At 75.2% G+C, this 26,351-nt stretch carries 25 protein-coding genes and 1 pseudogene; 9 read left to right on the top strand and 17 right to left on the bottom strand.

Features of this window, described 5'->3' with window-relative positions:
- Positions 1-3: 3 nt before the first annotated feature.
- The 9 genes and pseudogenes from rpoZ to pyrR form a co-directional block, all read right to left on the bottom strand.
- Positions 4-273, bottom strand: coding sequence for a DNA-directed RNA polymerase subunit omega (rpoZ, locus tag AC0GKK_RS00510; RefSeq protein WP_020627644.1), 270 nt, complete (start codon positions 271-273; stop codon positions 4-6).
- A 38-nt stretch (positions 274-311) separates the two neighbouring features.
- Entirely contained in the window at positions 312-923 is a 612-nt protein-coding gene (gene gmk / locus AC0GKK_RS00505) for a guanylate kinase (RefSeq protein ID WP_459559828.1), read from the bottom strand.
- A gap of 12 nt (positions 924-935) precedes the next feature.
- Entirely contained in the window at positions 936-1,250 is a 315-nt protein-coding gene (gene mihF / locus AC0GKK_RS00500; protein WP_020627642.1) for an integration host factor, actinobacterial type, read from the bottom strand.
- A gap of 508 nt (positions 1,251-1,758) precedes the next feature.
- Positions 1,759-2,592 (bottom strand): orotidine-5'-phosphate decarboxylase, encoded by an 834-nt coding sequence (gene pyrF / locus AC0GKK_RS00495; protein WP_251782382.1) that lies wholly within the window; start codon positions 2,590-2,592, stop codon positions 1,759-1,761.
- Entirely contained in the window at positions 2,589-5,900 is a 3,312-nt protein-coding gene (carB, locus tag AC0GKK_RS00490; RefSeq protein WP_489882887.1) for a carbamoyl-phosphate synthase large subunit, read from the bottom strand. Before carB ends, pyrF begins: the two co-directional genes overlap by 4 nt.
- 683 nt (positions 5,901-6,583) lie before the next feature.
- Positions 6,584-7,687 (bottom strand): annotated as a pseudogene (carA, locus tag AC0GKK_RS00485) (glutamine-hydrolyzing carbamoyl-phosphate synthase small subunit); the annotation flags it as partial.
- Complete coding sequence (locus tag AC0GKK_RS00480) at positions 7,687-8,979, bottom strand: dihydroorotase (protein WP_489882886.1); 1,293 nt, start codon at positions 8,977-8,979, stop codon at positions 7,687-7,689. The gene AC0GKK_RS00480 and the pseudogene carA, both read right to left, overlap by 1 nt.
- The gene (locus AC0GKK_RS00475) at positions 8,976-9,920 is read right to left on the bottom strand and encodes an aspartate carbamoyltransferase catalytic subunit (RefSeq protein ID WP_392701008.1); all 945 of its coding nucleotides are present in this window, start codon (positions 9,918-9,920) and stop codon (positions 8,976-8,978) included. The genes AC0GKK_RS00480 and AC0GKK_RS00475 overlap by 4 nt, the downstream gene beginning before the upstream one ends.
- Positions 9,917-10,510, bottom strand: a complete 594-nt coding sequence (pyrR, locus tag AC0GKK_RS00470) for a bifunctional pyr operon transcriptional regulator/uracil phosphoribosyltransferase PyrR (protein ID WP_062395627.1) — start codon at positions 10,508-10,510, stop codon at positions 9,917-9,919. The genes AC0GKK_RS00475 and pyrR overlap by 4 nt, the downstream gene beginning before the upstream one ends.
- Positions 10,511-11,093: 583 nt before the next feature.
- On the opposite strand from pyrR, the gene bldD reads away from it, so the two are divergent.
- Positions 11,094-11,585, top strand: coding sequence for a transcriptional regulator BldD (gene bldD, locus AC0GKK_RS00465; protein ID WP_020625790.1), 492 nt, complete (start codon positions 11,094-11,096; stop codon positions 11,583-11,585).
- Positions 11,586-11,692: 107 nt separating this feature from the next.
- Here the strand turns inward: bldD and nusB are convergent, their stop codons facing one another.
- Positions 11,693-12,112, bottom strand: a complete 420-nt coding sequence (gene nusB, locus AC0GKK_RS00460) for a transcription antitermination factor NusB (RefSeq protein WP_073574690.1) — start codon at positions 12,110-12,112, stop codon at positions 11,693-11,695.
- 1 nt (position 12,113) lies between these two features.
- Positions 12,114-12,674 (bottom strand): elongation factor P, encoded by a 561-nt coding sequence (gene efp, locus AC0GKK_RS00455; protein ID WP_073574689.1) that lies wholly within the window; start codon positions 12,672-12,674, stop codon positions 12,114-12,116.
- 105 nt (positions 12,675-12,779) lie between these two features.
- Here efp and AC0GKK_RS00450 point away from each other — a divergent pair, with 105 nt between their 5' ends.
- The 4 genes from AC0GKK_RS00450 to AC0GKK_RS00435 are packed head-to-tail and all read left to right on the top strand — an operon-like array spanning position 12,780 to position 17,701.
- Positions 12,780-13,445: a response regulator gene (locus AC0GKK_RS00450; RefSeq protein ID WP_100877617.1), complete on the top strand. Its 666-nt coding sequence runs from the start codon at positions 12,780-12,782 to the stop codon at positions 13,443-13,445.
- Positions 13,432-15,537 carry a histidine kinase gene (locus AC0GKK_RS00445; protein ID WP_489882885.1) on the top strand — a complete coding sequence of 702 codons (2,106 nt, stop codon included), beginning with the start codon at positions 13,432-13,434 and terminating at the stop codon, positions 15,535-15,537. Before AC0GKK_RS00450 ends, AC0GKK_RS00445 begins: the two co-directional genes overlap by 14 nt.
- A gap of 29 nt (positions 15,538-15,566) precedes the next feature.
- The gene (locus AC0GKK_RS00440; RefSeq protein ID WP_100877615.1) at positions 15,567-16,502 is read left to right on the top strand and encodes an ABC transporter ATP-binding protein; all 936 of its coding nucleotides are present in this window, start codon (positions 15,567-15,569) and stop codon (positions 16,500-16,502) included.
- Positions 16,499-17,701, top strand: coding sequence for an ABC transporter permease (locus tag AC0GKK_RS00435; RefSeq protein WP_489882884.1), 1,203 nt, complete (start codon positions 16,499-16,501; stop codon positions 17,699-17,701). The genes AC0GKK_RS00440 and AC0GKK_RS00435 overlap by 4 nt, the downstream gene beginning before the upstream one ends.
- Here the strand turns inward: AC0GKK_RS00435 and AC0GKK_RS00430 are convergent.
- The gene (locus AC0GKK_RS00430) at positions 17,688-18,767 is read right to left on the bottom strand and encodes a M24 family metallopeptidase (RefSeq protein ID WP_482637615.1); all 1,080 of its coding nucleotides are present in this window, start codon (positions 18,765-18,767) and stop codon (positions 17,688-17,690) included. The two genes, AC0GKK_RS00435 and AC0GKK_RS00430, sit on opposite strands and share 14 nt — an antisense overlap.
- 46 nt (positions 18,768-18,813) lie before the next feature.
- Here AC0GKK_RS00430 and AC0GKK_RS00425 point away from each other — a divergent pair, with 46 nt between their 5' ends.
- Both AC0GKK_RS00425 and AC0GKK_RS00420 read left to right on the top strand, forming a co-directional pair.
- Positions 18,814-19,530 carry an MBL fold metallo-hydrolase gene (locus AC0GKK_RS00425; protein WP_482637616.1) on the top strand — a complete coding sequence of 239 codons (717 nt, stop codon included), beginning with the start codon at positions 18,814-18,816 and terminating at the stop codon, positions 19,528-19,530.
- A gap of 24 nt (positions 19,531-19,554) precedes the next feature.
- Complete coding sequence (locus AC0GKK_RS00420) at positions 19,555-20,070, top strand: hypothetical protein (protein WP_489882883.1); 516 nt, start codon at positions 19,555-19,557, stop codon at positions 20,068-20,070.
- Here AC0GKK_RS00420 and AC0GKK_RS00415 read toward each other — a convergent pair.
- Positions 20,026-20,955, bottom strand: coding sequence for a YhjD/YihY/BrkB family envelope integrity protein (locus AC0GKK_RS00415; protein ID WP_073574683.1), 930 nt, complete (start codon positions 20,953-20,955; stop codon positions 20,026-20,028). The two genes, AC0GKK_RS00420 and AC0GKK_RS00415, sit on opposite strands and share 45 nt — an antisense overlap.
- A 140-nt stretch (positions 20,956-21,095) precedes the next feature.
- Between AC0GKK_RS00415 and AC0GKK_RS00410 the strand changes: the two genes are divergently transcribed.
- Positions 21,096-21,680: an HdeD family acid-resistance protein gene (locus AC0GKK_RS00410; RefSeq protein WP_179762637.1), complete on the top strand. Its 585-nt coding sequence runs from the start codon at positions 21,096-21,098 to the stop codon at positions 21,678-21,680.
- A gap of 18 nt (positions 21,681-21,698) precedes the next feature.
- On the opposite strand, the gene aroB is transcribed toward AC0GKK_RS00410, so the two are convergent.
- Genes aroB through AC0GKK_RS00390 form a run of 4 tightly spaced genes read right to left on the bottom strand, consistent with a single transcriptional unit; the run spans position 21,699 to position 25,387 of the window.
- Positions 21,699-22,832, bottom strand: coding sequence for a 3-dehydroquinate synthase (aroB, locus tag AC0GKK_RS00405; RefSeq protein ID WP_345646902.1), 1,134 nt, complete (start codon positions 22,830-22,832; stop codon positions 21,699-21,701).
- Entirely contained in the window at positions 22,829-23,515 is a 687-nt protein-coding gene (locus AC0GKK_RS00400; RefSeq protein WP_307799306.1) for a shikimate kinase, read from the bottom strand. The genes aroB and AC0GKK_RS00400 overlap by 4 nt, the downstream gene beginning before the upstream one ends.
- Entirely contained in the window at positions 23,512-24,714 is a 1,203-nt protein-coding gene (gene aroC, locus AC0GKK_RS00395) for a chorismate synthase (RefSeq protein WP_073575277.1), read from the bottom strand. The genes AC0GKK_RS00400 and aroC overlap by 4 nt, the downstream gene beginning before the upstream one ends.
- A 13-nt stretch (positions 24,715-24,727) precedes the next feature.
- Positions 24,728-25,387 (bottom strand): prepilin peptidase, encoded by a 660-nt coding sequence (locus tag AC0GKK_RS00390; protein WP_476651625.1) that lies wholly within the window; start codon positions 25,385-25,387, stop codon positions 24,728-24,730.
- A gap of 87 nt (positions 25,388-25,474) precedes the next feature.
- On the opposite strand from AC0GKK_RS00390, the gene AC0GKK_RS00385 reads away from it, so the two are divergent.
- Positions 25,475-26,347 (top strand): spermidine synthase, encoded by an 873-nt coding sequence (locus AC0GKK_RS00385; protein ID WP_489882882.1) that lies wholly within the window; start codon positions 25,475-25,477, stop codon positions 26,345-26,347.
- Positions 26,348-26,351 lie beyond the last annotated feature (4 nt).

The raw sequence follows: 26,351 nt of genomic DNA, 5'->3' as shown, positions 1-26,351 counted from the left end.
GTCTTACTCGCCCTCGGTGTGCTCGAGCATCCCCGCCTGGATCTCGCGCATCGCGATCGACAGCGGCTTCTCGCGCGGGCCCGGCTCGACGAGCGGGCCGACGTACTCGAGCAGGCCCTCACCGAGCTGGGAGTAGTAGTCGTTGATCTGCCGGGCGCGCTTGGCCGCGTAGATGACCAGCGCGTACTTCGAGCTGACCTGGCCGAGCAGGTCGTCGATCGGCGGGTAGGTGATGCCCTCGGGGGCGGTGGAGGTGCCGGTGGGCGTGCTCACGTGGTGGACTCCTGAAGAACGAGGGGGACCGGGGGCGCTCAGACGGCGCCGCGGTCGACCGCCAATGCTACCAACCGGCCGATCACGGCCTGCAGGTCGTCGTTGACGACCACCTCGTCGAACTCCCCCTGGGCGTCCATCTCCTCGATGGCGGTCCGCAGCCGGCGCTCGCGCTGCTCGGGGGTGTCGGTGCCGCGGTCGGTGAGCCGGCGGGCCAGCTCCTCCATCGACGGCGGCGCGACGAAGACGGTGACGGCCTCGGGACGGACCCGCTTGACCGACCGGGCGCCCTGCAGGTCGACCTCGACCAGGACCGGGCGGCCCTGGGCGAGCGCCTGCTCGACGGGCGCGGCGGGGGTGCCGGAGCGCTGCAGCCCGCCGTGCACCTCGGCCCACTCGAGGAGTTCGCCGCGCTCGACGAGCGCGTCGAACTCCTCGCGGGACACGAAGCGGTAGTCACGGCCGTCCACCTCGCCCGGCCGCGCGGGCCGGGTCGTGGCGGACACGCTGAACAGCAGCTCCGGCAGCGCCTCGCGCAGTCCCGCGACCACGCTGCTCTTGCCCACCCCGGAGGGCCCGGCCAGCACGAGCAGCCGCCCGCGGGCGGGGCCGGTCCGGCCGGAGGACATGACGGAGGAGGTGTCGGTCACGGGACGCCCGGATCAGCTCGGGTAGCGCTCGAGCAGCGCCTTGCGCTGGCGGTCACCCAGACCACGCAGACGGCGGCTGGTCGCGATCTCCAGCTCCTCCATGATCTGCTGGGCGCGGACCTTGCCGACGTTCGGCAGGGCCTCGAGCAGCGCCGAGACCTTCATCTTGCCGAGCACCTCGTCGGTCTCGGCCTTCTTCAGCACCTCCTCGAGGGTGGTGCCGCCGCGCTTGAGGCGGTCCTTCAGCTCGGCCCGGGCCCGGCGCGCGGCCGCGGCCTTCTCCAGCGCGGCGGCGCGCTGTTCCTCGGTCAGCTGGGGAAGGGCCACGGTTGGTTCCTCCGTACTTTCCTGTGTCGTTCTCGTCGTTCTCGCCGCCGTGATCCCGGCTCGCGCCGGGGTGTCGCGTCAGCGATCGGGTGGTGGGTCGCACCGACCCGACCGGGGGACGTCCCCGGCGTCGTATTCGAACGTACCCACGACCTCCACGGAAGCGTCAATGGGGGTCCCACCTCCGGTTTCGGCCGTCAGGAGGTGATCAACGGCACCCTGTTCGAACCACGACAGGAGTGCCATCCGGCTCCCCCGTAGGGCGGGTCGGCGCAGTGCTGCCCGCCGGACGGGGCAGCCGGCCCACCACCGGACGCGCCCGATCGACGTCCCGGTGCGCCCGGGGCGCCCGGCGGGTGGCGCGGACCGTCCGGCGCGCGTCCGGCGTCGCCGGCCCACCACCGGGCCCACGCCGTCCGGGAGTCCGTGATCGCGACGCGTGAGGTGTCCGGTGCCGGATCCGGCACCGGACACCTCACGGCGGACGATCACCGGGACCGGCGCCCGCTCAGTGCGACCCGGCGGCGGTGGAGGCCAGCTCCTCCCCGAGCAGGTGCGCCGCGTCCCGCAGGGCGACGGCGTCGGGGCCGGCCTGCAGCACACCGCGCGCCGACACCGGCAGGACCGGGCCCGCGGTGCCCGCGAACCGCGACACCACGTCGGCCGGGCTCGCGCCCTGGGCACCGAGCCCGGGCACCAGCACCGGGCCGTTCAGCGCGGTCAGGTCGAGGCCGTGCTCGTGGGTGCCGCCGACGACGACGCCCACCGCGCCGCGGGGCCGGGCACCGGCGTTGCGGGCGGCGGCGTCGTCGACCATCCGCTGGGCGACGCTCACCCCGTCCGCCGTCGTGGCGCACTGTACCGCGGCACCGTCCGGGTTGGACGTGCGGGCCAGCACGAACACCCCGCGCCCGGCCTCGTCGGCGGCGGTCAGCGCCGGCTCCAGCGACCCGAACCCCAGGTAGGGCGACAGCGTGAGCGCGTCCGCCCCGAGCGGCGCGCCGACGCGCAGGTAGGCGTCGGCGTAGCCGTCCATGGTGGACCCGATGTCGCCGCGCTTGGCGTCGAGCAGGGTCAGGGTGCCCGAGCCCGCGAACCCGGCGAGCAGCCGTTCCAGCACCGCGACGCCGGCCGAGCCGTGCCGCTCGAAGAACGCCGCCTGCGGCTTCACCACCGACACCGCCCCGGCGAACGCCGCGTGGCAGCGGTCGGCGAACGCGGCGAGGCCGTCGGCGTCGTCGGTGAGGTCCCAGGCCGCCAGCAGTGCCGGGTGCGGGTCGATCCCGACGCACAGCGGCCCGTGGGCGGCGACGGCCCCGTCGAGCCGGGCGGCGAAGCTCACGCCTTGGCCTTCAGCGCCGCGTGCGCCTGCTGCAGCGACCGCACGCCGATCCCGCCCGAGGCGAGCGCCTCGATGCCCTGCACCGCGGCCGCGGTCCCCTGCACCGTGGTGATGCACGGCACCCCGCGCGACACCGCGGCGGCGCGGATCTCGTAGCCGTCGACGCGCGGGCCGGGGTTCCCGACCGGGGTGTTGACGATCAGGTCGACGTCCCCGGCGAGGATGGTGTCGACGATCGTCGGGGTCTCCGGTCCGGAGCCCTCGCTGTGCTTGCGCACCACGGTGACGTCGATCCCGTTGCGGCGCAGCATCTCCGCGGTGCCCTCGGTGGCGAGGACCTGAAAGCCCATGTCGGCCAGGCGGCGGATCGGGAACACCATCGCCCGCTTGTCGCGGTCGGCGATGGACACGAACACCGTGCCCGAGGTCGGCAGCGAGCCGTAGGCGGCGGCCTGCGACTTGGCGAACGCCGGGCCGAAGGCGGAGTCGAAGCCCATGACCTCGCCGGTGGACTTCATCTCCGGGCCGAGCAGCGGGTCGACGCCCTGGCCCGCGGTGTTGCGGAACCGGTTGAACGGCAGCACCGCCTCCTTGACCGCGACCGGGGAGTCGGCGGGCAGCGCGCCGCCGTCGCCGGTCGCCGGGAGCAGGCCCTCGCCGCGCAGGTCGGCGATGGTGGCGCCGAGCATGATCCGGGCGGCGGCCTTGGCCAGCGGCACCGACGTCGCCTTGGACACGAACGGCACCGTCCGCGACGCCCGCGGGTTGGCCTCCAGCACGTAGAGCACGTCGCCGTGCAGGGCGTACTGGACGTTGAGCAGCCCGCGCACGCCCACGCCGTGCGCGATGGCGGCGGTCGCCTCGCGGACCTTCGCCAGCACCGAGGAGCCCAGCGTGATCGGCGGCAGGGTGCAGGAGGAGTCCCCGGAGTGGACCCCGGCCTCCTCGATGTGCTCCATCACGCCGCCGAGGTAGATCTCCTCGCCGTCGCACAGGGCGTCGACGTCGATCTCGATGGCGTCGTCGAGGAACTTGTCGACCAGCACCGGGCGGTCCGGGGAGATGGTGGTGGCGCGGGCGATGTAGCCGGCGAGGGTCGCCTCGTCGTAGACGATCTCCATGCCGCGGCCGCCGAGCACGTAGGACGGCCGCACGAGCACCGGGTAGCCGATCCGGGTGGCGATCCCCCGGGCCTGCTCGAAGGAGGTGGCCATGCCGAACTCCGGGGCGGGCAGGCCGGCCTTGCGCAGGACCTCGCCGAACGCGCCGCGGTCCTCGGCCAGGTCGATCGCGGCCGCGGAGGTCCCGACGACGGGCACCCCGGCGTCGGTGAGACGCTGCGCGAGCCCCAGCGGGGTCTGCCCGCCGAGCTGCACGATGACGCCCGCGACGGTGCCGGAGGCCTGCTCGGCGTGCACGACCTCCAGGACGTCCTCGAAGGTCAGCGGCTCGAAGTAGAGACGGTCGGCGGTGTCGTAGTCGGTGGACACCGTCTCCGGGTTGCAGTTGACCATCACGGTCTCGAACCCGGCGGCGCGCAGCGCCATGACCGCGTGCACGCAGGAGTAGTCGAACTCGATGCCCTGCCCGATGCGGTTCGGGCCGGAGCCGAGGATCAGGACCTTCGGCTTCTCGGTCTGCGGGGCGATCTCCGACTCGGCCGCGGGGTCGGTCTCGTAGGCCGAGTAGTGGTACGGCGTCCTCGCCGCGAACTCGGCGGCGCAGGTGTCGACGGTCTTGTAGACCGGCCGGATGCCGAGGCGGTGGCGCAGGGTGCGCACGCCGTCCTCACCGGCGAACTCGGGGCGCACCGCGGCGAGCTGACGGTCGGACAGGCCGTGGCGCTTGGCCCGGCGCAGCAGGTCGGCGTCGAGGACGGGTGCGGCCTCGAGCTCGGCGCGGATCTCCCCCAGCAGCGCGATCTGGTCGACGAACCAGGGGTCGATGCCGGAGTTCTTGGCCACGTCGTCGACCGACTGGCCGGAGCGGAGCGCCCGCTCGACCTCGTAGATGCGGCCGTCGACCGGGACGGTGTACTGCGGTTCGCCCTCCGGGTCGGGAGCGGTCCAGAACCCGGCCCGGGCCCGCTCCATCGAGCGGAGCGCCTTGCCCAGCGCCTCCGGGAACGAGCGGCCCAGCGCCATCGCCTCGCCGACGGACTTCATGGTCGTCGTCAGCTCGGGGTCGGCGCCGGGGAACTTCTCGAACGCGAACCGCGGGATCTTGACCGCGACGTAGTCCAGCGACGGCTCGAACGCGGCGATGGTCTCGCCGGTGATGTCGTTGCGGATCTCGTCGAGGGTGTAGCCGACGGCGAGCTTCGCGGCGATCTTGGCGATCGGGAAGCCGGTGGCCTTCGACGCCAGCGCCGAGGACCGGGAGACCCGGGGGTTCATCTCGATCACGACCAGGCGCCCGGTCTCGGGGTGGATCGCGAACTGGATGTTGCAGCCGCCGGTGTCGACGCCGACCGCGCGCAGCACGGCGATACCGACGTCGCGCATGTGCTGGTACTCGCGGTCGGTCAGGGTCATCGCCGGGGCGACGGTGATCGAGTCACCGGTGTGCACGCCCATCGGGTCGATGTTCTCGATGGAGCAGATGACGACCACGTTGTCGTGGTGGTCGCGCATGAGCTCCAGCTCGTACTCCTTCCAGCCGAGCACCGACTCCTCGATGAGGACCTCGGTGACCGGGGAGGCGGCGAGCCCGGCGCCGGCGAGGCGCTCCAGGTCCTGCGCCGAGTGCGCCATGCCCGAGCCGAGCCCGCCCATGGTGAACGACGGCCGGATGACCACGGGCAGGCCCAGCTCGTCGGCGGCGGAGCGGACCTCCTCCATGGAGTGGCAGACCCGGGAGCGGGGGACGTCGCCGCCGACCCCGATCACGATGTCCTTGAACTTGAGCCGGTCCTCGCCGCGCTCGATGGCGTCGACGTCGGCGCCGATCAGCTCGACGCCGTGGCGCTCCAGGGCACCGTTCTCGTGCAGCGCGATCGCGGTGTTGAGTGCGGTCTGCCCGCCCAGGGTCGCGAGCATCGCGGTGACCGGGGTGCCGTTGTCGCGCTCGGCGACGATGACCTTCTCGACGAACTCCGGGGTGATCGGCTCGACGTAGGTGGCATCGGCGAACTCCGGGTCGGTCATGATCGTCGCCGGGTTGGAGTTGACCAGGGAGACCCGGATGCCCTCGGACTGCAGCACCCGGCACGCCTGGGTGCCGGAGTAGTCGAACTCGCAGGCCTGACCGATGACGATCGGCCCGGAGCCGATCACCATGACGTGGTCGATGTCGTCGCGGCGGGGCATCAGTGGTCCTCCTGCCGGGCCTGGTCGTGCCGGTCCGGGTGCTGCGGGGTGGATGGGGATCCGGTGGGCGGTGGCGGCCACGGGCGGTCGTCGACGGGCCGGGCACGGCCGGACACCGGGTCGCCGCCCGGTGCCGGGTCGGCCGGGGTGTCCTCGGCGTCCGGGTCGGCGGTGGCGCCCGGGTGGGCGGGCGTACCGCCGTCGCGGCGCAGCGCGTCCTCGATGTCGGAGAACGGCGCCGTCAGCGGGTCCGGGGTGCCGGGGCGGCCCACGGCGGGCATCCGGCTGGTGGGCGGCTCGACCTCGCCGCGGCCGGTGGCCGGGGTCCCGGCCGGCGGGGTGACGGGCAGCCGGGTGGTGTGCTCGTCGGCGGCGTCCGTTCCGGCGTCGGCACCGCCGTGCGGGCCCTCCGGGCTGCCCGGCTCGAACCCGCGCGCGGCCGGGGCCGTGGCCGTGGCCGGGGCGGCCGGGGTGGGCCGCAGGTCGACCGACGGGGCCGCGGTCGCCGTCGGCGGCGTGGCCGGGTCGGGCTGGGCGGTCATCGCCGGCGCGGCCTCGGTCCCGGCCCCGGGCCGGGCCTCGGCCTCGGAGTGGGTCTCGGCCTCGGGCCGCGGGTACGGCGCGGGTGCGGTGCCCTCGGGCCGCTGCCCGGCGACGCCGGCGTAGCCGACCGGGTACTCGGTCATGAGCTCCACGAAGCGGTCGAACAGGTCCGACGCGTCGTGCGGGCCCGCGGCGGCCTCCGGGTGGTACTGCACGGAGAACGCCGGGAAGTCGAGCCCGGCCATGCCCTCGACGCAGCCGTCGTTGGGGCAGGTGTGGGTGATCTGCGCGCGGCCGTAGGGGGTGTCGAACTCCTCGCCCGCCTCGCCGGACACCGCGAAGCCGTGGTTCTGCGAGGTGATCGCGATCCGCCCGGTGGCGTGCTCGACGACCGGGATGTTGATGCCCCGGTGGCCGTAGCGCAGCTTGTAGGTGGACCGGCCGAGCGCGCGGCCGAGGATCTGGTTGCCGAAGCAGATCCCGAACAGCGGGATGCGCCGCTCCAGGACCTGCCGGGCGAGCGCGACGGGGCCGTCGGCGGTGGCCGGGTCACCCGGGCCGTTGGCCAGGAAGAAGCCGTCCGGACGCAGCGACTCGACGGTCTCGATGGTGCTCGACGCGGGCAGCACGTGCACCTCGATGCCCCGGGCGGCCATCATCCGCGGGGTGTTGAACTTGATGCCGACGTCCAGGGCGGCGACGACGAAGCGTCGCTCCCCCACTGCGGGCACCACGTAGGCCTCGGCGGTGGTGACGGCGCCGTAGAGGTCGGCGCCCTCCATCTGCGGGGACTGCGTGACCCGCTCGACCAGCTCGTCGTCGGGGGCGAGGCCGGGGCCGGAGAAGATCCCGGCGCGCATGGCGCCCTGCTCGCGCAGGTGGCGCACCGCGGCGCGGGTGTCGATCCCGGCGATCCCGACGATCCCCTGGGCCCGCAGTGCGTCCTCCAGCGAGCCGGTGGCCCGCCAGTTCGACGCCCGCCGGGCGGGGTCGCGCACGACGTAGCCGGCGACCTGGATCGCCCGCGACTCGTCGTCCTCGTCGTTCCAGCCCGTGTTGCCGATCTGCGGTGCGGTCTGCAGCACGATCTGGCGGTGGTACGACGGGTCGGTCAGGGTCTCCTGGTAGCCGGTCATGCCGGTGGTGAACACGGCCTCACCGAGTGTCTCCCCGGTGGCGCCGTACGCCTGTCCGCGGAAGATCCGCCCGTCCTCGAGCACCAGTAGCGCTGTCCTGTCCCCCATCACTGCACAACCTTCCCGTCCTGCGCGGTGATGCGTCCCCGCAGCACCGTCGCGACCACCGTTCCGGGCAGCCGCATTCCCTCGTACGGCGTGTTCGCCGCCTTGCTCGCCAGCTCCGCACCGCGGACCGTCCAGACCCCGTCCGGGTCGACCAACGCGAACGTCGCCGGCTCCCCCTCCGCGATCGGACGGCCCTGGTCGGGCAGGTTCCCGATCTCCGCGGGGCGCTCCGACAGCACCCGCGCGACGCCGTGCCAGTCCAGCAGGCCCGGCTCCACCATCGTCTCGACCAGCACCGACAGCGCGGTCTGCAGGCCCAGCATGCCCGGCTTCGCGACCTGCCACTCGGTGTCCTTGTACTGCGCGGCGTGCGGGGCGTGGTCGGTCGCGACGACGTCGATCACGCCCTCGGCCAGCGCCTCGCGCATCGCGCGGGTGTCGTCGGCGGTGCGCAGCGGCGGGTTGACCTTGTTCACCGGGTCGTAGCCGGTCAGCCGGGAGTCGGTGAGCAGCAGGTGGTGCGGGGTGACCTCGGCCGACACCCGCACGCCCTGGGCCTTGGCCGCGCGCAGCACGTCGATCGTGCGGGCGGTGGAGATGTGGCAGACGTGCAGCCGCGCGCCGGCCTCGCGGGCCAGCGCGCAGTCACGGGCGACGATCGTCTCCTCCGCGGTGGCGGGCCACCCGGCGAGTCCGAGCCGCGCGGCGACGGCACCCTCGTGCGCCTGGGCGCCGCCGGTGAGGCGGTGGTCCTCGGCGTGCTGGGCGACGACGACGTCGAGCGCGGAGGCGTACTCCAGCGCGCGGCGCATGATCAGCGGGTCGTTCACGCAGCGGCCGTCGTCGGAGAACATCCGCACCGCGGCGCGGGAGGCGGCCATCGTGCCGAGCTCGGCGAGCTTCTCGCCGCCGAGGCCGACGGTGACCGCACCGACCGGGTGCACGTCGACCAGCCCGATCTCCTCGCCGCGCCGGCGCACGTGCTCGACGACGACGTCGGAGTCGGCGACCGGGGTGGTGTTCGGCATCGCGAACACGGCGGTGAACCCGCCGAGCGCCGCGGCACGGCTGCCGGTCTCGATGGTCTCGGACTCCTCGCCGCCGGGCTCGCGCAGGTGCACGTGCAGGTCGACGAAGCCGGGCAGCAGCACGGCGCCGTCGGCGTCGAGGACCTCGGTGCCCTCGGGCGCGGTCAGGCCGGTGCCGATGGTGGCGACGACGCCGTCGGCGGCGAGCACGTCGACCGGGTCCCCGCCGTAGGGCCGGGTGTTGCGGATCAGCAGGTCGGTCATTCGGGAGCTCCGGCGAGAAGGTGGTAGAGGACGGCCATCCGCACGTGCACGCCGTTGCGCACCTGGGCCAGGACGGCGGAGTCGGGGGCGTCGGCGACCGCGGGGGCGATCTCCATGCCGCGGATCATCGGGCCGGGGTGCAGGACGACCGCGTGGTCGGGCAGGAGCCCCGCGCGGTCCTCGGACAGCCCGAAGCGCACCGCGTACTCGCGCGCGGAGGGGAAGAAGCCGCCGTGCATCCGCTCGGACTGCACGCGCAGCATCATGACCGCGTCGAGTGCGGGCAGCTCGGCGTCCAGCTCGTGGGACACCCGGCACGGCCAGGACTCGACGCCGGTGGGCAGCAACGTCGGCGGCGCGACGAGCACGACCTCGGCGCCGAGGGTCGCGAGCAGCAGCACGTTCGACCGGGCGACCCGGGAGTGCAGGACGTCGCCGACGATCCCGATCCGGCGCCCGGCGATGCCGCCGAGCCGGTCGCGCAGGGTCGCGGCGTCGAGCAACGCCTGGGTGGGGTGCTCGTGGGTGCCGTCACCGGCGTTGACGATCGCGGTGGGGGTGCCGGTGACCTCGCGGTCGGCGTCCACCCAGTGCGCGAGCCGGTGCGCCGACCCCGAGGCGGGGTGGCGCACGATCACGCAGTCCGCGCCCATCGAGGACAGGGTCAGCGCGGTGTCGCGCAGCGACTCGCCCTTGGAGACCGAGGAGCCGGAGGCGGACACGTTCACGGTGTCGGCGCTCATCCACTTGCCGGCGATCTCGAACGACACCCGGGTGCGGGTGGAGTTCTCGTAGAACATCGTGATGACCGTGCGGCCGCGCAGCGTCGGCAGCTTGCGCACCTCGCGGCCGAGCAGCGCCTCGCGCAGCCGGTCGGAGGTGTCGAGCAGCGCGGTCGCCTCGGCGGCGTCGAGGTCGGCGACCGAGAGCAGGTGTCTCACCTGTCCCCCTCTCCCTGGGTGATCCAGACGCCGTCGCTGCCATCGATCTCGGTCAGCGAGACCAGGATCTGCTCCGAGCGCGACGTCGGGACATTCTTGCCGACGTAGTCGGCGCGGATCGGGAGCTCCCGGTGGCCGCGGTCGATCAACACGGCGAGCTGCACCGCGCGCGGACGGCCCTCGTCGCGCAGGGCGTCGAGCGCGGCGCGGGTGGTGCGCCCGGACATGAGGACGTCGTCGACGAGCACGACGAGCCGGTCGTCCACGCCGCCCTCGGGCACCGCGGTGGACTCCAGCGCACGGGCCGGGCCGCGGCGCAGGTCGTCGCGGTAGAGGGTGGCGTCGACCGAGCCGACGGCCGGTGCGGCGCCGGCGAAGTCGGTGATCGCGGCGGCGAGCCGGTGGGCCAGGTGCACGCCGCGGGTGGGGACGCCCAGGAGCACGAGCCCGTCGGGGTTCTCGGCGCTGAAGGCGGTCTTCTCGATGATCTGGTGCGCGATGCGCGCGACGGTGCGGGTGACGTCGGCGGCGGACAGCAGTTCCCGTGCGGGCTGCTGTGCGTCGGCGTCCCCGCGGCGGTTCTGCGCCACGAGGTGGTCTCCTTCCCCGCCTCACCGGACGGGTCTTAAAGGACGGTCGTAGACGAGCTGTGCGCCAACCTAGCAACTCGGCGGGTGCCCGCGCGGGACGGCCGCAGCGCGTCACACCGCGAGCCGCGCCACAGCCGCGTCACCCGTTCGAGGTCACGTTCCCGTCACGATGCGCGATGGCCGACGGCCGTCCGGCACGACACCTTGCGATACCCGATTCTGCCCATGCGCACCCACAGGGGCGGGTGGTGGGATCGCGCACCCACACCCTGCGCTACCGCTGACGAGGGACGTGGACTGCCCCGTTCGTGTGGGAAACCGCTCGTCAACCCCCCGAGCAGGGGGTCGAACTTGACGGTGCCGGACCGGACCCGGAGGATTACTCTCCGTATCAATCAGCACGCGTGCAGCAGCGCCGCGACGAGCGGGACGGTCGGGACGCCGGCACCCGCCGGAGCTGCCGCCCCGAACGGGACCACCCACAGGGGCGACGACGCGGCAGGCGCGACAACGCCACCGGTGCACCGCCGGTGACCGGCCGGTCCGGCCACACCGGTACGGACCGTCAGGAACGAGGAGATCGATGGGCGACTACGCCAAGGCGCTCGGGGGCAAGCTCCGGGCGATCAGGCAGCAACAGGGGCTCTCCCTGCACGGCGTCGAGCAGAAGTCGGGCGGACGCTGGAAGGCGGTCGTCGTGGGCTCCTACGAGCGCGGGGACCGTGCGGTGACCGTGCAGAAGCTGGCCGAGCTGGCCGACTTCTACGGCGTCCCGGTGGCCGAGCTGCTCCCCGAGGGCCGCATCCCGTCCGGCAGCGAGCCCGCGACGAAGATCGTGATCAACCTGGAGCGGCTGCAGCAGCTCCCCGCGGACAAGGTCGGGCCGCTGGCCCGCTACGCCGCGGCCATCCAGAGCCAGCGCGGCGACTACAACGGCAAGGTGCTCTCGATCCGCGCCGAGGACCTGCGTTCGCTCGCGATCATCTACGACATGTCCCCCGGCGAGCTGACCGACCAGCTCATCGACTGGGGAGTGCTCCCGCCCGAGGCGCGCCCCGGGCAGCACGTGGGATGATCTGTTCCACCGGCCGCGTCCCAGGGGAAGGGTGACGCGACCGGTCGGGCGGTGGCCGGGGTCTGCACAGTCCCCCGGCCACCGCCCTTCGTGCGTTCAGGCCCTGGTCAGAGGGTGGCGCGCAGGTGCTCGGCGATGTCGGAGATCTGGCCGAGCACCCCGTTGACGTAGCGCGGGGAGTCGTCGGTCGACAGCGTCCGGGCCAGCTCGACGGCCTCGGTGATCGCGACCGGGTCGTCGACGTCGTCGACCCACAGCAGCTCGTAGATCCCGAGCCGCAGCAGGCCGCGGTCGACCGCGGGCATCCGGTCGACGTCCCAGCCCTCGGCGTGCTCGGCGATCAGCTGGTCGATCCGGTCCCGGTGGGTCGCGACGCCCTCGACGAGCCGCGCCGCGTAGTCCTGCACGGGCGGCGCGTCGTCGGTCTCGCGGCGCGCGGCGAGCACGGACAGCGCGTCCTCACCGCGGGCCTCGGCCTCGAAGAGGATGTCCAGTGCCCGTTTACGGGCCTTGGTGCGTGCGCGCACCTCAGCTCACGCGGCCGAGGTAACGGCCGTCCCGGGTGTCGACCTTGACCTTGGTGCCGCTCTCCAGGAACAGCGGCACCTGGATCTCGGCGCCGGTCTCCAGGGTCGCGGGCTTGGTGCCGCCGGTGGAGCGGTCACCCTGCAGGCCCGGGTCGGTGTGGGAGATGACCAGCTCGACCGAGGTCGGGAGCTCGATGAACAGCGGCTCACCCTCGTGCAGCGACACCTGGGCGGAGGCGTTCTCCAGCAGGTAGCGCGCGGCGTCGCCGACGGCCTTCTCCGGGATCGGGATCTGGTCGAAGGTGTCGCCGTCCATGAAGACGAAGTCGGTGCCCTCGCGGTACAGGTAGGTCATGTCGCGGCGGTCCACCGTCGCGGTGTCGACCTTGGTGCCCGCGTTGAAGGTCCGGTCCACGACCTTCCCGGACATCACGTTCTTCAGCGTGGTGCGAACGAACGCACCGCCCTTGCCGGGCTTGACGTGCTGGAACGCCGTCACGGTCCACAGCTGGCCCTCGATGTTCAGGACCAGGCCGTTCTTCAGGTCGTTCGTGGTCGCCACGTGCGCGCTCTCCTGCTCGGATCTCGGATTCGTGCGTCGGTCAGGGTACCGCCACCCGGTTCGCAGGCCCGCCCGAGGGGCGGGCGACCTGCCAGGATGGGCGCCATGACGGTGCGGGTGGTGGTGGCCGACGACCAGGCGGTGGTGCGGGCGGGGCTGCGGACGGTGCTGGCGGCGGCGCCGGACATCGACGTCGTCGGGGAGGCCGGGGACGGCGCGGAGGCCGCCGAGCTGGCCGAGACCCTGCGCCCGGACGTCGTGCTGATGGACGTCCGGATGCCCGGCACCGACGGCATCGAGGGGACCCGACGGATCCGCGCGCTGCGCGACCCCGGCATCCGTGTGCTGGTGGTGACGACGTTCGACCTGGACCGCCACGTCTACGACGCCCTGCGGGCCGGCGCGTCCGGCTTCGTGCTGAAGGACGTCGAGCCGGAGGACCTCCAGGTCGCGGTCCGCACCGTGCACGCCGGGCACGAGCTCTTCGCGCCGTCGGTCACGCGGCGGCTCGTCGGCTCGTTCGTCCCGGCCGACCCGCCCGCCCCGGCCGGGCCCGCGGCCACGCTGACCGAGCGGGAGCGGGAGGTGCTCGGTCTGGTCGCCGCCGGGCTGTCCAACGCCGAGATCGCCGACCGGCTGGTGCTGGGCGGCACGACGGTCAAGACCCACGTCTCGAACCTGCTCACCAAGCTGGGGCTGCGCGACCGGGTGCAGCTGGTGGTGTTCGCCTACGAGCACGGGCTGGTGGGAGCCGCCGGTGCCGACGGCTGAGCCCGGCCCGGACGCCCCCGCGCCCGCCCCCACGCCGCTGCCCGGCACGCGCGCCGGGGATGTCGCGCTGGCGGTGCTGGCGCTGATCCTGGTCGCCCAGGAGCTGGTCACCACCCTGGTCCTGGAGATCCCCGGCTACACCCACCGGCTCACCCCGCCGCTGTCCGTGGCGCTGGCGGCGGTGCTGAGCCCGGCGATGGCCGCCACCGTGCTGCTGCGCCGCCACCGGCCGCGGCGCGCCTACCTGGTCCTGGCCGTGCTCACCGCCCCGGCGATGGCGTTCCTCGGCGGGTTCGCGACGTTGCTGTGGCCACTGCTGGCCTTCTCCGTCGCGCGGGCTCCGCAGCGCGGACCGGCCGGCGCGGCGGCCTGGGTGACGCTGCCTTGGCTCGGTGCGCTCGGCCTGGCCGGGCTGCTGCGCGTCCCGGTGTCGCCGGATCCGGCGACCGAGGCGGGGATGCTCGTCGGCGGCTCGGTGGTGGTGGCGCCGCTGCTGGTGATCGCCGCCCTCGCAGGGCGCTGGAGCCGGTCCGCCGCGCTGCGCGCCGACCGGGAACGGGCCGAGACCGACCGGCTGCGGCACGGCACCGCGCTGGACGCCGAGCGGTCCCGGATCGCCGAGGAGATCGGCGGCGGGGTGCTCAGCGGTCTGCGCGGCCTGGTCGCCCAGGCCGGCGCGCTGAGCCCCGGCGCGACCGAGGCCGACCTGCGGGCCGTGCGGGAGCGGGCCCGGTCGGTGCTGGCCGCGATGCGCCGGGTCCTGGGCGTACTCCGCGCGCCCGCCGCCGTCGAGCCGGGTCCCGTCGCCGTCGCGGTGCCGGAGCCCGCCGTTCCCCCGCGGCGGCGCCGGCTGCCGGTACCCGACCGGGCCGGGCTGTGGGCGCTCGTCGCGTTCGTGGTCCCGGCACTGCTGATGGGGGCGCTGGTCGCCCCGGTGGCCGGCCTGGACACCGGGCAGCCCGTCGTCGACGGGTTCCTGCGCATGCTGCAGCTGCCGTGGCGGAACCCGGCCGCGGCGGTCGTCGTGGTGGCGCAGTTCGCACTCGTCGCCTGGTGGCGGACCGCGCCGGTGCCGGCGCTGTTGCTCGCCGGGGCCGGGTCGCTCGCCGCGGGTCTGCTCGACGGCTCGAACGTGTTCGCCGAGTCGGCCTGGGTGCTGCTGGTCTGGGGCGCGGCGACCGCGGCGCCGGTCGTGACGTCCGCGGTGGCCGTGGTGGTGTCGACGCTCGTCGTCGTCGCCGGGGGTGTCCTGACGGGGGTGTGGGACCGGCTCGGCTACCCGGAGTCGGTCGTCGTGCTGAACTTCCTGGCCGTGGTGCCGCTGTGGGCGGCCGGGGTCGCGGTCCGCCACCACCGGCTCGACACCGCGGCCCGGCGGCGCGCGCTCACCGAGGCGGGCGTGCGCGACGCGCTCACCCGCGAACGCCTGCGCGTGGCCCGCGACCTGCACGACGTCGTCGCCCACCACGTCTCCGCGGTGGCGGTGCAGGCCGGGGCCGCGCGGCTCGCCGCCGACCCGGCGACGCGCGCCGAGGCGCTCGGGCACATCGCCGACTCGGTGCGCCGGGTCGCCGAGGCGCTGCCCGCGCTGGCCGATCTGGGTCCGGACCCGGACGGCGCGGACCTGTCCCCCGCCGCGCTGGAGGCGCTGGTGGCGCCGTCCCGCTCGGCGGGTCTGCCGGTCGCGGTGACGGTCGAGGGCGCTCCGGCGGAGACGCCCGGTGAGGCGGAGCTGTTCGCGCGGCGCATCGTCACCGAGGCCCTGACCAACACCCTGCGCCACGCCGGGCCCACCCCCACCCGGGTACGGGTCACCCAGGGCGGCGCCGACGAGCCCGTCGTCGTGGAGGTCGACGACGACGGCCCGGTACCCGGCCACCGGCCCGACGGGACCGGCTCCGGCCTGGGCCTGCTCGGCATGCGGGAACGGGTCGCGCTGCTCGGCGGCGACCTGTGCACCGGCCCCGGCGACGGTCCGGGGTGGACGGTCCGCGCGGTGCTGCCCCGCAGCCCGCTCGTCCGCGAGGACGACCCCGCCGCGTCGCCGATCTCGTCCTGCGCGCCGATCCGCGAGGGGACACCCGGCTCGTAGCGTCGGCCCCCACGAGCGGGGAGGGACCGATGACAGCACAGCAGCAGCTCCGGGCCGGGCCGGTGACCGGCACCGGCGCGACGCTCGAGATCGACGCGCTGACCAAGCGCTACGGCGGCACGGTCGCCCTGGACGGGGTGAGCTTCGACGTCCGCCCGGGCGAGATCTTCGGCTTCGTCGGCTCCAACGGCGCCGGGAAGACGACGACGATGCGGATCGCCCTCGGGGTGCTGGCGGCGGACTCCGGGCAGGTCCGCCTCGGCGGGCGCCCGGTCGATCTCGACGTGCGCCGCACCATCGGCTACATGCCCGAGGAGCGCGGGCTGTACCCGAAGATGAAGGTCGGCGAGCAGCTCACCTACCTGGCCGAGCTGCACGGCGTCGACCGGGCCGCGGCGCGCCGGGCGGTGCTGCGCTGGGCCGAGCAGCTCGGTGTCGACCACCGGCTCGGTGACACCGTCGACGCGCTCAGCCTGGGCAACCAGCAGCGCGTGCAGCTGGCCGCCGCGCTCGTGCACGACCCGGCGGTGCTGGTGCTCGACGAGCCGTTCTCCGGGCTGGACCCGGTCGCCGTCGACGTGATGAGCGAGGTGCTGCGAGAGAAGGCCCGCGCCGGGGTGCCGGTGCTGTTCTCCAGCCACCAGCTCGACCTGGTGCAGCGGCTGTGCGACCGGGTCGGGATCCTCGTGGCCGGCCGGATGCGGACCGTCGGCACCGTCGGCGAGGTGCGCCGCGGTGGCGGCACCCGGCTGGAGGTCCACGCCCCCGCCGCCGCACCCGGCTGGGCGCAGGGCCTGCCCGGGGTCACCGTGCTCACCCACGACCGCGGCCGCACCGTCCTGGCGCTCGGCGACGGCGCCGACGACCAGCGGGTCCTCGCCGCGGCGCTCGCCACCGGGCCGGTGCGCGGCTTCACCGTCACCACGCCGTCGCTGACCGATCTGTACCGGGAGGTCGTCGCATGACCGGGTCCGCCACCCTGCCCGCGCACCGCGCGGTCGCGCTCGTCGCGCGTCGCGAGTTCCGGGTGCAGGTGCACAAGCGCAGCTTCTGGATCAGCAACGCGATCATGGTGCTGGTCATCGTCGGCGGCATGGTCGCCTACGCGGTGTTCGGCTCCGGCGGCGACGACCGTCCCACCGTCGGGGTCGCCGGGGACGCCTCGCTCGCCGCGGCGGTCACGACCGCCGGGGAGCGGCTCGGCCTGCCCGTCGAGGTCCGGGAGGTGCCGTCCGCGGCCGCCGGGCGCGACGCCGTCGCCGCCGGGGACCTCGACGTCGCCCTGACCGCGGACGGCCCGGCGGGCGCGGTCGCCGTCGTCGACTCGGACGTGCCGTCGGCGACCCGCGCGGTGCTCGACGCCGCGCTCGCCGACCGGGCCACCGCGGCCGCCCTGGGGACGGTGGGACTCACCCCGGCCGAGCTGGCCGCCGCGACCCCGCCCGCCGGGCTCACCGTCGACGCGCTGGATCCTGCCGACCCCGAGGCCGGGCAGCGCACCGCGCTGTCGTTCGCCGCGCTGATCGTGATGTTCATGCAGATCGTGGGCTTCGGCCTCACCGTCGCCATGGGCGTGGTCGAGGAGAAGTCCAGCCGCGTGGTGGAGCTGCTGCTGTCGACGATCCGCCCGCTGCACCTGCTGTGGGGCAAGGTGCTGGGCATCGGCGCGGTCGGGCTGGTCCAGCTGCTGCTCTACGGCGTCGTCGGCATCGGCGCCGGGATCGCCACCGGGCTGCTGACGATCACCGGCACCGCGCTCGGGGTGTTCGGCGCCGCGCTGGGCTGGTTCGTCCTCGGCTACGCGTTCTTCGCGGTGCTCTACGCCGCGGCCGGGTCCCTCGTGTCGCGCCAGGAGGACGTCAACACCACCACCGGGCCGCTGATGATGCTGCTGTTCGCGATGTACGGCGTCTCGTTCTGGTTCCTGGGCTCGCCGGACTCCGCGGTGCTCGGCGTGCTGTCGTGGATCCCGCCGTTCCCGGCGATGCTGATGCCGCTCATGATCGCCGACGGGTCCGCGACCGCCTGGCACGTCGCCGGGTCGGCCCTGGTCATGCTGGTGGCGCTGGTCCTGCTGGCGAAGGCGGGCGCCCGGGTCTACGAGCGGTCGGTGCTGCGGATCGGGGCGACCGTGCCGTGGCGGGAGGCGCTCAGATCTCGATGAGCTCGCGGGGCAGCCCGGTCAGCGGCACGGCCGGGCCGCCCGCGACGACGTGCAGGGTGTCCTCGATCCGCACCCCGCCCCGTCCGTCGAGGTAGACGCCCGGCTCGACGGTCACGACGTTGCCGGCGTCGATCCGACCGGTGGCGGTGGTCCCGAGCCACGGCGGCTCGTGCACCGCGAGCCCGACCCCGTGGCCGAGGCCGTGCGGGAACCGTTCGCCGTGCCCGGCGGCCGTGATCACGTCCCGGGCGGCCGCGTCGACGGCGGTCACCGACGCCCCGGGGACGAGTGCGGCCCGCCCGGCCGCGGCGGCGGCGTCGACCAGGGCGTGCAGCTCACGCTGCCAGTCCGCGGCCGGGCCCAGGCAGAACGTGCGCGTGGTGTCGGAGTGGTAGCCGTCGAGCGCCGCCCCGAAGTCGATCTTGACGAGGTCGCCGCGACGCAGCTCGGTGCCGGTGGGGCGGTGGTGGGGCACCGCGGAGTGCGGACCGGCGGCGAGGATGGTGTCGAAGGCGGGGCCGTCGGCGCCCAGGCGGCGCATCCGGTCGTCGAGGTCGAGCGCGACGTCGGCCTCGGTGCGTCCCGGGCGCAGGCCGCCGTCGTCGAGCAGGGCGCGCAGCGCGCTGTCGGCCAGCGCGCAGGCCGCGGCGATCCGCTCGACCTCGCCGGCATCCTTGACCGCGCGCAGCCGCCCGGCCAGGCCGGGGGCGCGGCGCAACCTGCGGCCGGGGACGGCGTCACGGACCGCGGCCAGCCCGTCGACGGTGAGGGTCGCCGAGTCGTAGCCGAGGGTCAGCCCGGCGGGGACCCGGGCCGCGGCGGCCGGCGCGCTCGGCCGGTCGACGAGGATCTTCAGGCCGGGGCACTGCTCCGCGGCCTGGACCCGGTAGCGCCCGTCGGTGCAGAGCAGGTCGCCGCCCGGGTCGGCGGCGATCACCGCGGCGGCGTTGGAGCCGGTGAACCCGGTGAGGTGCCGGACGTCGATCAGGTCGGTGACCAGCAGTGCGTCCAGTCCGGCGGCGGGGAGCAGGGCGCGCAGGGCGTCGCGCCGGGCGGGGTGGGACATGGCCCGAACCCTATGTGCGGTGTCGCGCCTGTCTAGGGTCACCGGCATGGGTCTCTACTTCCGCCAGCTGCTGTCGGGCCAGGACTACGCCGTGGGTGACCCGGTGGCCACCCAGATGGTCAACTTCTCGTACCTGATCGGCGACGACGAGACCCGCGAGGCCGTCGTCGTCGACCCGGCCTACTCCCCCGACGAGCTGCTCGCGACCCTCGACGCCGACGGCATGCGCCTGACCGGGGTGCTGGCCACGCACCACCACCCCGACCACGTCGGCGGCACGATGATGGGCTTCGACCTCGTCGGCGTCGCGCAGCTGATCGGGTCGCACCCGGTGCCGATCCACGTGCAGCGCACCGAGGCCGACTACGTGACGCGGGTGACCGGGCTGTCGGCGACCGACCTGACCCCGCACGACCACGACGACGTCGTCGAGGTGGGGAACGTCGCGATCCGGCTGCTGCACACCCCCGGCCACACCCCGGGCAGCCAGTGCTTCCTGGTGCCCGGCCCGGACGGCGACCGGCTCGTCGCCGGGGACACGCTGTTCCTGCAGGGCTGCGGGCGCACCGACTTCCCGGGCGGCGACACCGCGCAGATGTACCACTCGCTGCAGCAGCTGGCAGCGCTGAAGGGCAACCCGACGGTCTACCCGGGGCACCGGTACTCGCCGGCGTCGAACGCCCCGCTCGACGACGTGCGGGCCACCAACACCGTCTACCGGGCGACCTCGGCCGAGCAGTTCGTGGCCGCGTTCGGGTCATGACGGCCGGACCGTGACGGCCGGGTCGTGACCCCGGCCGCGGTGGTGCTCGTCGAGGGGGCCGGCGACGCCGCGGTGCTCGAGACCCTCGCGCGACGTCGCGGCACCCCGCCCGGCGACGTGGCGATCGTCGTCCTGCACGACTACACCAACCTGGGCACCGCCCTGGCGGCCCTCGCCCCGGCCGCCCCGGACCGGGTCGCCGTGCTGTGCGACGCCGGGGCCGCGGCGTACTGCCGCCGGGCCGCCGGGGCGGCGGTGCCGGTCCGGGTGTGCGACGCCGACCTGGAGGACGAGCTGCTGCGCGCGCTCGGCACCGCGCGGGTGCACGCCGTCCTCGACGCCTGCGGTGAGCTCGCCGCGCTGCACGCCCTGGCCCGTCAGCCCGGCCGGCGCGGCCGCGGCGACGACGAGAACCTGCGCCGGTTCCTCTCGGCGCGCTCCGGGCGCAAGGCCCGCTACGGCGCGCTGTTCGCCGCCGAGCTGGACCTGCGGGCGCTAGCGGACCCGCTGCGCCGGGTCCTCGACGACGTCGGTCTCTGACCGGGGTGCGGGGTCGGTCCCGTCGGTCGCGATCCACGCCGCGGAGAACACCAGCAGCCGCGACAGCAGGAACAGGAAGAACAGCGTCGCGAGCACGGTGCCGAACACGGCCCCGCCCGCGGTGTCGGACACGGCGCCGACGACGAGCGCGACCCCGAGCTTGAGCAGCTCCAGCGCGACCGCGCCGACGGCGGCGGGACGCACGACCCGGCCCGGCGGGACCGGCCGGCGCGGCAGCCGGGCCAGTACGAAGCAGAACACGGCCCAGTCCAGGACCAGCACCACGACGGCGCCGAGCACCCGCAGCGCGACCCGGCCGCCGAGCGCGTCGCGGACGCCGACCAGCTCCAGGGTGAACCCGGCCAGCCCGGTCACGGCGAACGTCACCACCACCGAGGCGAGGACGGCGACGCCGAGCACGGCCAGCGCGCCCAGGTCCCACAGGACCCGGCGCGGCGAGACGATCCGCTCGGCGGGCAGCCGGAACTGCGCCGACAGCGCCTCCCGCAGGTACGACGTCCACGTCGACCCGGCCCACAGCACCCCGAGCGCACCGATCCCGACGAGCGACCCGCTGCGGTCGGCGGCGGCCTCCACGGCGGGGGCGACGGCGCCGGTCAGCCCGGCCGGGAACGCCGCCTCGACGGCGAGGACCAGGTCGTCGCGGGAGGTGGTGCGCCAGAACACGAGCAGCCCGAGGGCGAAGAACAGGACGAGCAGCAGCGGCACCGCCGCGATCACGGTGTAGAACGCGACCGCGGCGGACAGGTGGTTGCCGCGCTGGTGGCGGTAGCGGTCGGCGGCCCGGCGGGCGTGCCCCACCAGGGACGACCGGGCGGGGAGCTCACGGAGCCGTCGCAGGCCGTCCCGGATCACGTCGCGCACCCGGTCATCCTCTCCCACGGCCCCCATCGCGATCCGCGCCGGAGCGCCGGTGCCACGGGGGGACCTTCGCCCCGGTCGCGGCTCCGGTGCGGGTGGGATCGTTCCCCGCCACAACCCCTCCACCCGGACGGAGCACGACCATGGTCGACGCGAGTGACGGAACGGGACGGGCGCCCACCGCCGAGGACGCCACATCACACGGGGTCCGCGGACTCGTCGTACTCCGCGGTGTCCTGGTCCTGCTGTTCGGGCTGGCCGTGCTGGTGACCCCTGGCCTGGCCCTGCTGGTGCTGATCTACGTCTTCGCCGCGTACGCGCTGGTCGACGGCGTCGTCGCGGTCGTGCTCGGGATCCGGCACCGGGGCGAGCGACCCGGCTGGGGCTGGGCCGTCGCGCAGGGCGTGGTGTCGGTCGTCGCCGGTCTGGCGGCCTTCGCGCTGCCCGGGACCGCGGCGCTGTTCTTCCTGTACGTGGTCGCGTTCTGGGCGATCGTCGCCGGAGTCGTCACCGCGGTCTCGGCCAACGAGGTCCGCCGGCACGGCGGTCCGTGGGGGTGGATCGCCGGACGGGCCGTGCTCGACGTGCTGTTCGGCGTCCTGCTGCTCGTGTGGCCGGCGTCCGGCATCCTCGCGATGCTGTGGCTGGTCGGGGCGTTCGCCCTGGCCGCAGGGGTGCTGCTGCTCGTGCAGGCATTCGGGTCGCGTACCCACCCCGCCCTCGGCTGAGGTGTACCGACCGCGGTCTCAGCCGGAGATCGCGGCGTACGCGGTCTCCAGCAGCGCCGGGTCCGGGCCCTCCAGCCGCCCCGGCTCGGCGAGGCCGTCGAGCACGACGAAGCGCAGCGTCCCGGCCCGGGACTTCTTGTCCCCGCGCATGGTCTCGGTCAGCTCGTCGAGCACGCCGGGCTCGTAGCGCGTCGGCAGCCCGACCAGCTCCAGCACCTCGCGGTGCAGGTCGGCGGTGGCGTCGTCGAGCCGCCCCGCGGCGCGGGCCAGCTCGGCGGCGAACACCAGGCCGACCGCGACGGCGTTGCCGTGCCGCCACCGGTAGCGCTCGCGGCGCTCCACGGCGTGGCCGAGGGTGTGGCCGTAGTTGAGGATCTCCCGCAGGTGCGACTCGCGCAGGTCCGCCCCGACGACGTCGGCCTTCACCCGGATCGCGCGGCGCACCAGCTCGCCGAGCACCGGCCCGGCCGGGTCCAGCGCGGCCGCCGGGTCGGCGCGGACGCGGTCGAGGATGACCGGGTCGGCGATGAACCCGGCCTTCCACACCTCCGCGGACCCGGCGACGAGCTCGGGACGCGGCAGCGTGCGCAGCGTGTCGAGGTCGACGAGCACCGCGGACGGCTCGTGGAAGGCGCCCACCAGGTTCTTCCCGGCGGCGGTGTTGATGCCGGTCTTCCCGCCCACGGCGGCGTCGACCATCGCGAGCAGCGTGGTCGGGACGTGCACGACCCGCACCCCGCGCATCCAGGTCGCGGCGACGAACCCCGCCAGGTCGGTGACCGCTCCCCCGCCGAACCCGACGACCACGTCGGCCCGGGTCAGCGCGGCACCGGCACAGGCGTCCCAGCAGTCGGCCAGCGAGGCCAGGGACTTGCCGTCCTCGGCGTCGGGCACCTCGTGGGTGAACGCGGCCAGCCCGGCGGCCTCCAGCTCGGCGCGGGCGGCACCGGCGCGGTCGGCGAGCGTCGGCGGGTGCAGCACGAGGACCCGGCCCGCCCCGGTGCCGGCGACGACCTCGGCCAGCCGCGCGGCCACCCCGGCGCCGACGAGCACCGGATAGGGCTGCTCGGTGCGGACGTCGATGCGGACCGAGCCGTCGGACTCGGTGGTGCCGGAGGTGTCGGGCAGCGTGCCGGACGGGGTGGACGTCATCGGGCCTCCGCCCGCTCGGTGCCGGCCCCGTCCTGCGGCGAGCCGAAGCCGGGCGCCGGCAGTGTCGAGTCCTGGCGCGGGGTGGGCCGGTCGAACGGGTCGGCGGCGTCCGGGGAGGCCTCGGGCAGCGCGGACGGGCCGTGCCCGAGCTCGGCCAGCACGGCGGCGACGACCTGGTTGGGGCTGCGGCGCACCGTCGTGACCGCCACGGTGGCGACCTCGGCGTAGAGCGGGGCCCGCTCGGCGAGCAGCGCCCGGAACGTCGCCCGCGGGTTCACCCCGGCCAGCAGCGGGCGCGCGGTGGACATCCCGGTGCGGCGCATCCCGTCGGCGAGGTCCACCTCGAGGGCGACGACGCGGTGCCCCGCGAGCAGTGCGCGGGTCTCGGCGGCCAGCACGGAGCCGCCGCCGAGGGCGAGGACGCCGTGCCCGGCGCGCAGCTCCTCGGCGACGACCTCGCGCTCCAGCGCGCGGAACGCGGCCTCGCCCTCCTGCACGAACATCTCCGCGATCGGCTTGCCGATGCGGGCGACGATCGCGGCGTCGGTGTCGGCGAAGTTCAGCCCGAGCCGCTGCGCGAGCAGCGAGCCGACCGTGCTCTTGCCGGACCCGGGCGGGCCGACGAGCACCACCCAGGGGCGGCCCTCGGCGTCGGGGGCCGGGGTGGGGGCCGGCGCGGTCACCGCTGCCCCGCCAGGTAGGAGGCCAGGTTGCGGCGGGTCTCGTCGAGCGAGTCGCCGCCGAACTTCTCCAGTGCGGCCTGGGCCAGCACCAGCGCCACCATCGTCTCGACGACGACCCCGGCACGCGGCACGGCGCAGGCGTCGGAGCGCTGGTGGATGGCGGTGGCCTCCTCGCCGGTGGTGGTGTCGATGGTGCGCAGCGCCCGGGGGACGGTGGAGATGGGCTTCATCGCGACGCGGACCCGGACCGGCTCACCGTTGGTCATGCCGCCCTCGATGCCGCCGGCCCGGTTGGTGAGCCGGGTGACCGGCACGGTGCCCGCCGGTCCCTGCCCGGGCGAACCGGCGGGGACCATCTCGTCGTGAGCGACGGAGCCGCGGCGGTGCGCGGTGCGGAAGCCGTCGCCGATCTCGACGCCCTTCATCGCCTGGATGCCCATCAGCGCGGCGGCGAGCCGGGCGTCGAGCCGACGGTCGGCCTGCACGTAGGTGCCGACGCCGACCGGCATCCCGTAGGCGATGACCTCGATGACCCCGCCGAGGGTGTCGCCCGCCTCGTGCGCGGCGTCGATCTCGGCGGCCATCGCGGCGCCGGTGGCGTCGGTGAAGGCGCGCACCGGGTTGGCGTCGATGCGGTCGAGGTCGGCGGGGCCGGGCAGCGGCTCGTCGTCCGGGGCGTCGACGGCGCCGATGCCCACGACGTGGGACACGATCGTCACGCCGAGGGCCTGCTGCAGGAACGCCTTGGCGACGGTGCCGAGCACGACGCGGGCGGCGGTCTCGCGTGCGCTGGCGCGCTCCAGGACCGGGCGGGCCTCGTCGAAGCCGTACTTGGTCATGCCGGCGAGGTCGGCGTGGCCGGGACGGGGCCGGGTCAGCGGCGCGTTGCGGGCGCGGTGCGCGATCAGCTCCGGGTCCACCGGGTCGGCGGCCATCACCGTCTCCCACTTGGGCCACTCGGTGTTGGCGATGCGGACCGCGACCGGCCCGCCCTGCGTGAGGCCGTGCCGCAGGCCGCCGATGACCTCCAGCTCGTCGGCCTCGAACGCCATCCGCGGGCTGCGGCCGTAGCCGAGCTTGCGGCGGGCCAGCTCGGCCTGCAGCTCCTTGGTGGTGACCGAGACCCCGGCGACCATGCCCTCCAGCACGCCCACCAGGGCCGGACCGTGGGACTCCCCGGCGGTGATCCATCGCAGCACGGCGACCATCCTCTCACCCGGGGATCCGGGCGCCCGACAGCACCACGACCGCGGGCACCACGACCGCCAGTGCCGCACCGAGCAGGACCGGGCCGTGCGGCAGCCTGCTCCCCCACCCGGCCCGCCTGGCCCCGACCGCGACGAGCGCCACCGCCGCCGAGACGACCGCGGCCAGCACCGCGACCACCGGCAGCGCCGCCCATCCCGCACCGGCGGCCGCGGCGCCCACCGGACCGGCGAGCTTCACGTCGCCGCCGCCCATCGCCCGCGGTGACACCAGGTGCACCACCAGGTAGGCGCCGCCGAGCAGCACCGCCCCGGCCAGGCCGCGCCCCACCGCGGCACCCCCGGCCGGGACGAGCGCCGCGGGCACCAGCGCGAGCGCGGGCAGGGTGAGCGCGTTCGGCAGCCGCCGCACCAGCAGGTCGGTCGCGGATCCCGCCACGGCCAGCCAGGACAGCACCGCGAGCAGCGCCGTCCACCGCGGGTCGAGCAGCCCCGACACGACCAGCCCCGCCGTCGCCGCCCCGGACAGCGCCAGCCCCGCCTCGCACCACCCGGCCGGCACCGGTGCGCCGCGCGGCAGCCGGGCCAGCCAGCGCCGGGTCGCGACGCCGGCACCCCCGCCGAGGACGGCGGCGACGAGGACGGTGGCGGTGGCGGCGAGGTCCATGCCTCGATCCTGGGGCGGGCCGGGCCGTCCGGACCGACGGGTTGCCCGCCTGTGGACAGCCCGCCGGGCGCGGGCAGGATGACCGGAATGGGTTCCAGTGCGCCGCAGGGTGACCGCCGGGCCGGGGCGGTGGTCCGCGCCGAGGTCGACCACGGTGTCGCCGAGCTGGTGCAGGACGCGGCGCGGCCGTCGTCGTGGACGCTGCTGCTCGACGGGACGGCCCAGTCCCATGTCGACCTCGACGACCCCGAGCACCTCGAGTTCGAGTACGTCCGCCGGATCGCCCACCTCGTCGATCTCGCCGCGCCGCCCGCGGTGCCGCTGCGGGTACTGCACCTGGGCGGCGGGGCGTGGACGCTGGCCCGCTACGTCGCCGCGACCCGCCCCGGGTCGGCCCAGACCGTCGTCGAGCTCGACGGCGAGCTGGCCGCCCTGGTCGCGCACCGGCTGCCGGGCCCGGGGGTCGCCGACGGGCTGTCCGTGGTCACCGGGGAGGCGCGCGCCACCCTGGGCCGGTTCGCGCCCGCGTCGTTCGACGTCGTGGTCGTCGACGTGTTCGCCGGGGCCCGCACCCCGGCCCAGGTCACGACGGCGGAGTTCCTCACCGCCGTCCGCCGGGTGCTCGCGCCGACCGGGATGCACGTGGCGAACCTCGGCGACGGCGCCCCCTGGCCGTTCCTGCCCGGCCAGATCGCGACGGCCGGGGCGGCGTTCGCCGAGCTCGCACTCGTCGCCGCCCCGGACGTGCTGCACGGACGCCGGTTCGGCAACCTCGTACTGGCCGCGTCGGACCGGGAGCTGCCGGTGCCCGGGGTGACCCGCCGGGCGGCCGGGGACCCGTTCCCGGCCCGGGTCCTCGACGACGCCGGCACCCGCGCCCTCGGGCGCGGCGCGGGCGTCGTCACCGACGCGTGCGCCGCACCCTCGCCCCGGCCGCCGGAGGGCTTCTGGGGGCAGTGACCCC

The organism is Pseudonocardia sp. P-1 (genome assembly GCF_058111925.1).
This window is presented reverse-complemented; position numbering and strand designations above follow the sequence as displayed.

What these genes read in the sequence shown, in the direction of transcription:
- AC0GKK_RS00385 (WP_489882882.1), top strand. Translation starts at nt 25,475, where the DNA reads ATGGGTTCCAGTGCGCCGCAGGGTGACCGCCGGGCCGGGGCGGTGGTC.
- AC0GKK_RS00435 (WP_489882884.1), top strand. Translation starts at nt 16,499, where the DNA reads ATGACCGGGTCCGCCACCCTGCCCGCGCACCGCGCGGTCGCGCTCGTC.
- bldD (WP_020625790.1), top strand. Translation starts at nt 11,094, where the DNA reads ATGGGCGACTACGCCAAGGCGCTCGGGGGCAAGCTCCGGGCGATCAGG.
- aroB (WP_345646902.1), bottom strand. Translation starts at nt 22,832, where the DNA reads ATGACGTCCACCCCGTCCGGCACGCTGCCCGACACCTCCGGCACCACC.
- AC0GKK_RS00480 (WP_489882886.1), bottom strand. Translation starts at nt 8,979, where the DNA reads ATGACCGACCTGCTGATCCGCAACACCCGGCCCTACGGCGGGGACCCG.
- carB (WP_489882887.1), bottom strand. Translation starts at nt 5,900, where the DNA reads ATGCCCCGCCGCGACGACATCGACCACGTCATGGTGATCGGCTCCGGG.
- AC0GKK_RS00425 (WP_482637616.1), top strand. Translation starts at nt 18,814, where the DNA reads ATGGGTCTCTACTTCCGCCAGCTGCTGTCGGGCCAGGACTACGCCGTG.
- AC0GKK_RS00390 (WP_476651625.1), bottom strand. Translation starts at nt 25,387, where the DNA reads ATGGACCTCGCCGCCACCGCCACCGTCCTCGTCGCCGCCGTCCTCGGC.
- AC0GKK_RS00410 (WP_179762637.1), top strand. Translation starts at nt 21,096, where the DNA reads ATGGTCGACGCGAGTGACGGAACGGGACGGGCGCCCACCGCCGAGGAC.
- AC0GKK_RS00450 (WP_100877617.1), top strand. Translation starts at nt 12,780, where the DNA reads ATGACGGTGCGGGTGGTGGTGGCCGACGACCAGGCGGTGGTGCGGGCG.
- AC0GKK_RS00440 (WP_100877615.1), top strand. Translation starts at nt 15,567, where the DNA reads ATGACAGCACAGCAGCAGCTCCGGGCCGGGCCGGTGACCGGCACCGGC.
- AC0GKK_RS00430 (WP_482637615.1), bottom strand. Translation starts at nt 18,767, where the DNA reads ATGTCCCACCCCGCCCGGCGCGACGCCCTGCGCGCCCTGCTCCCCGCC.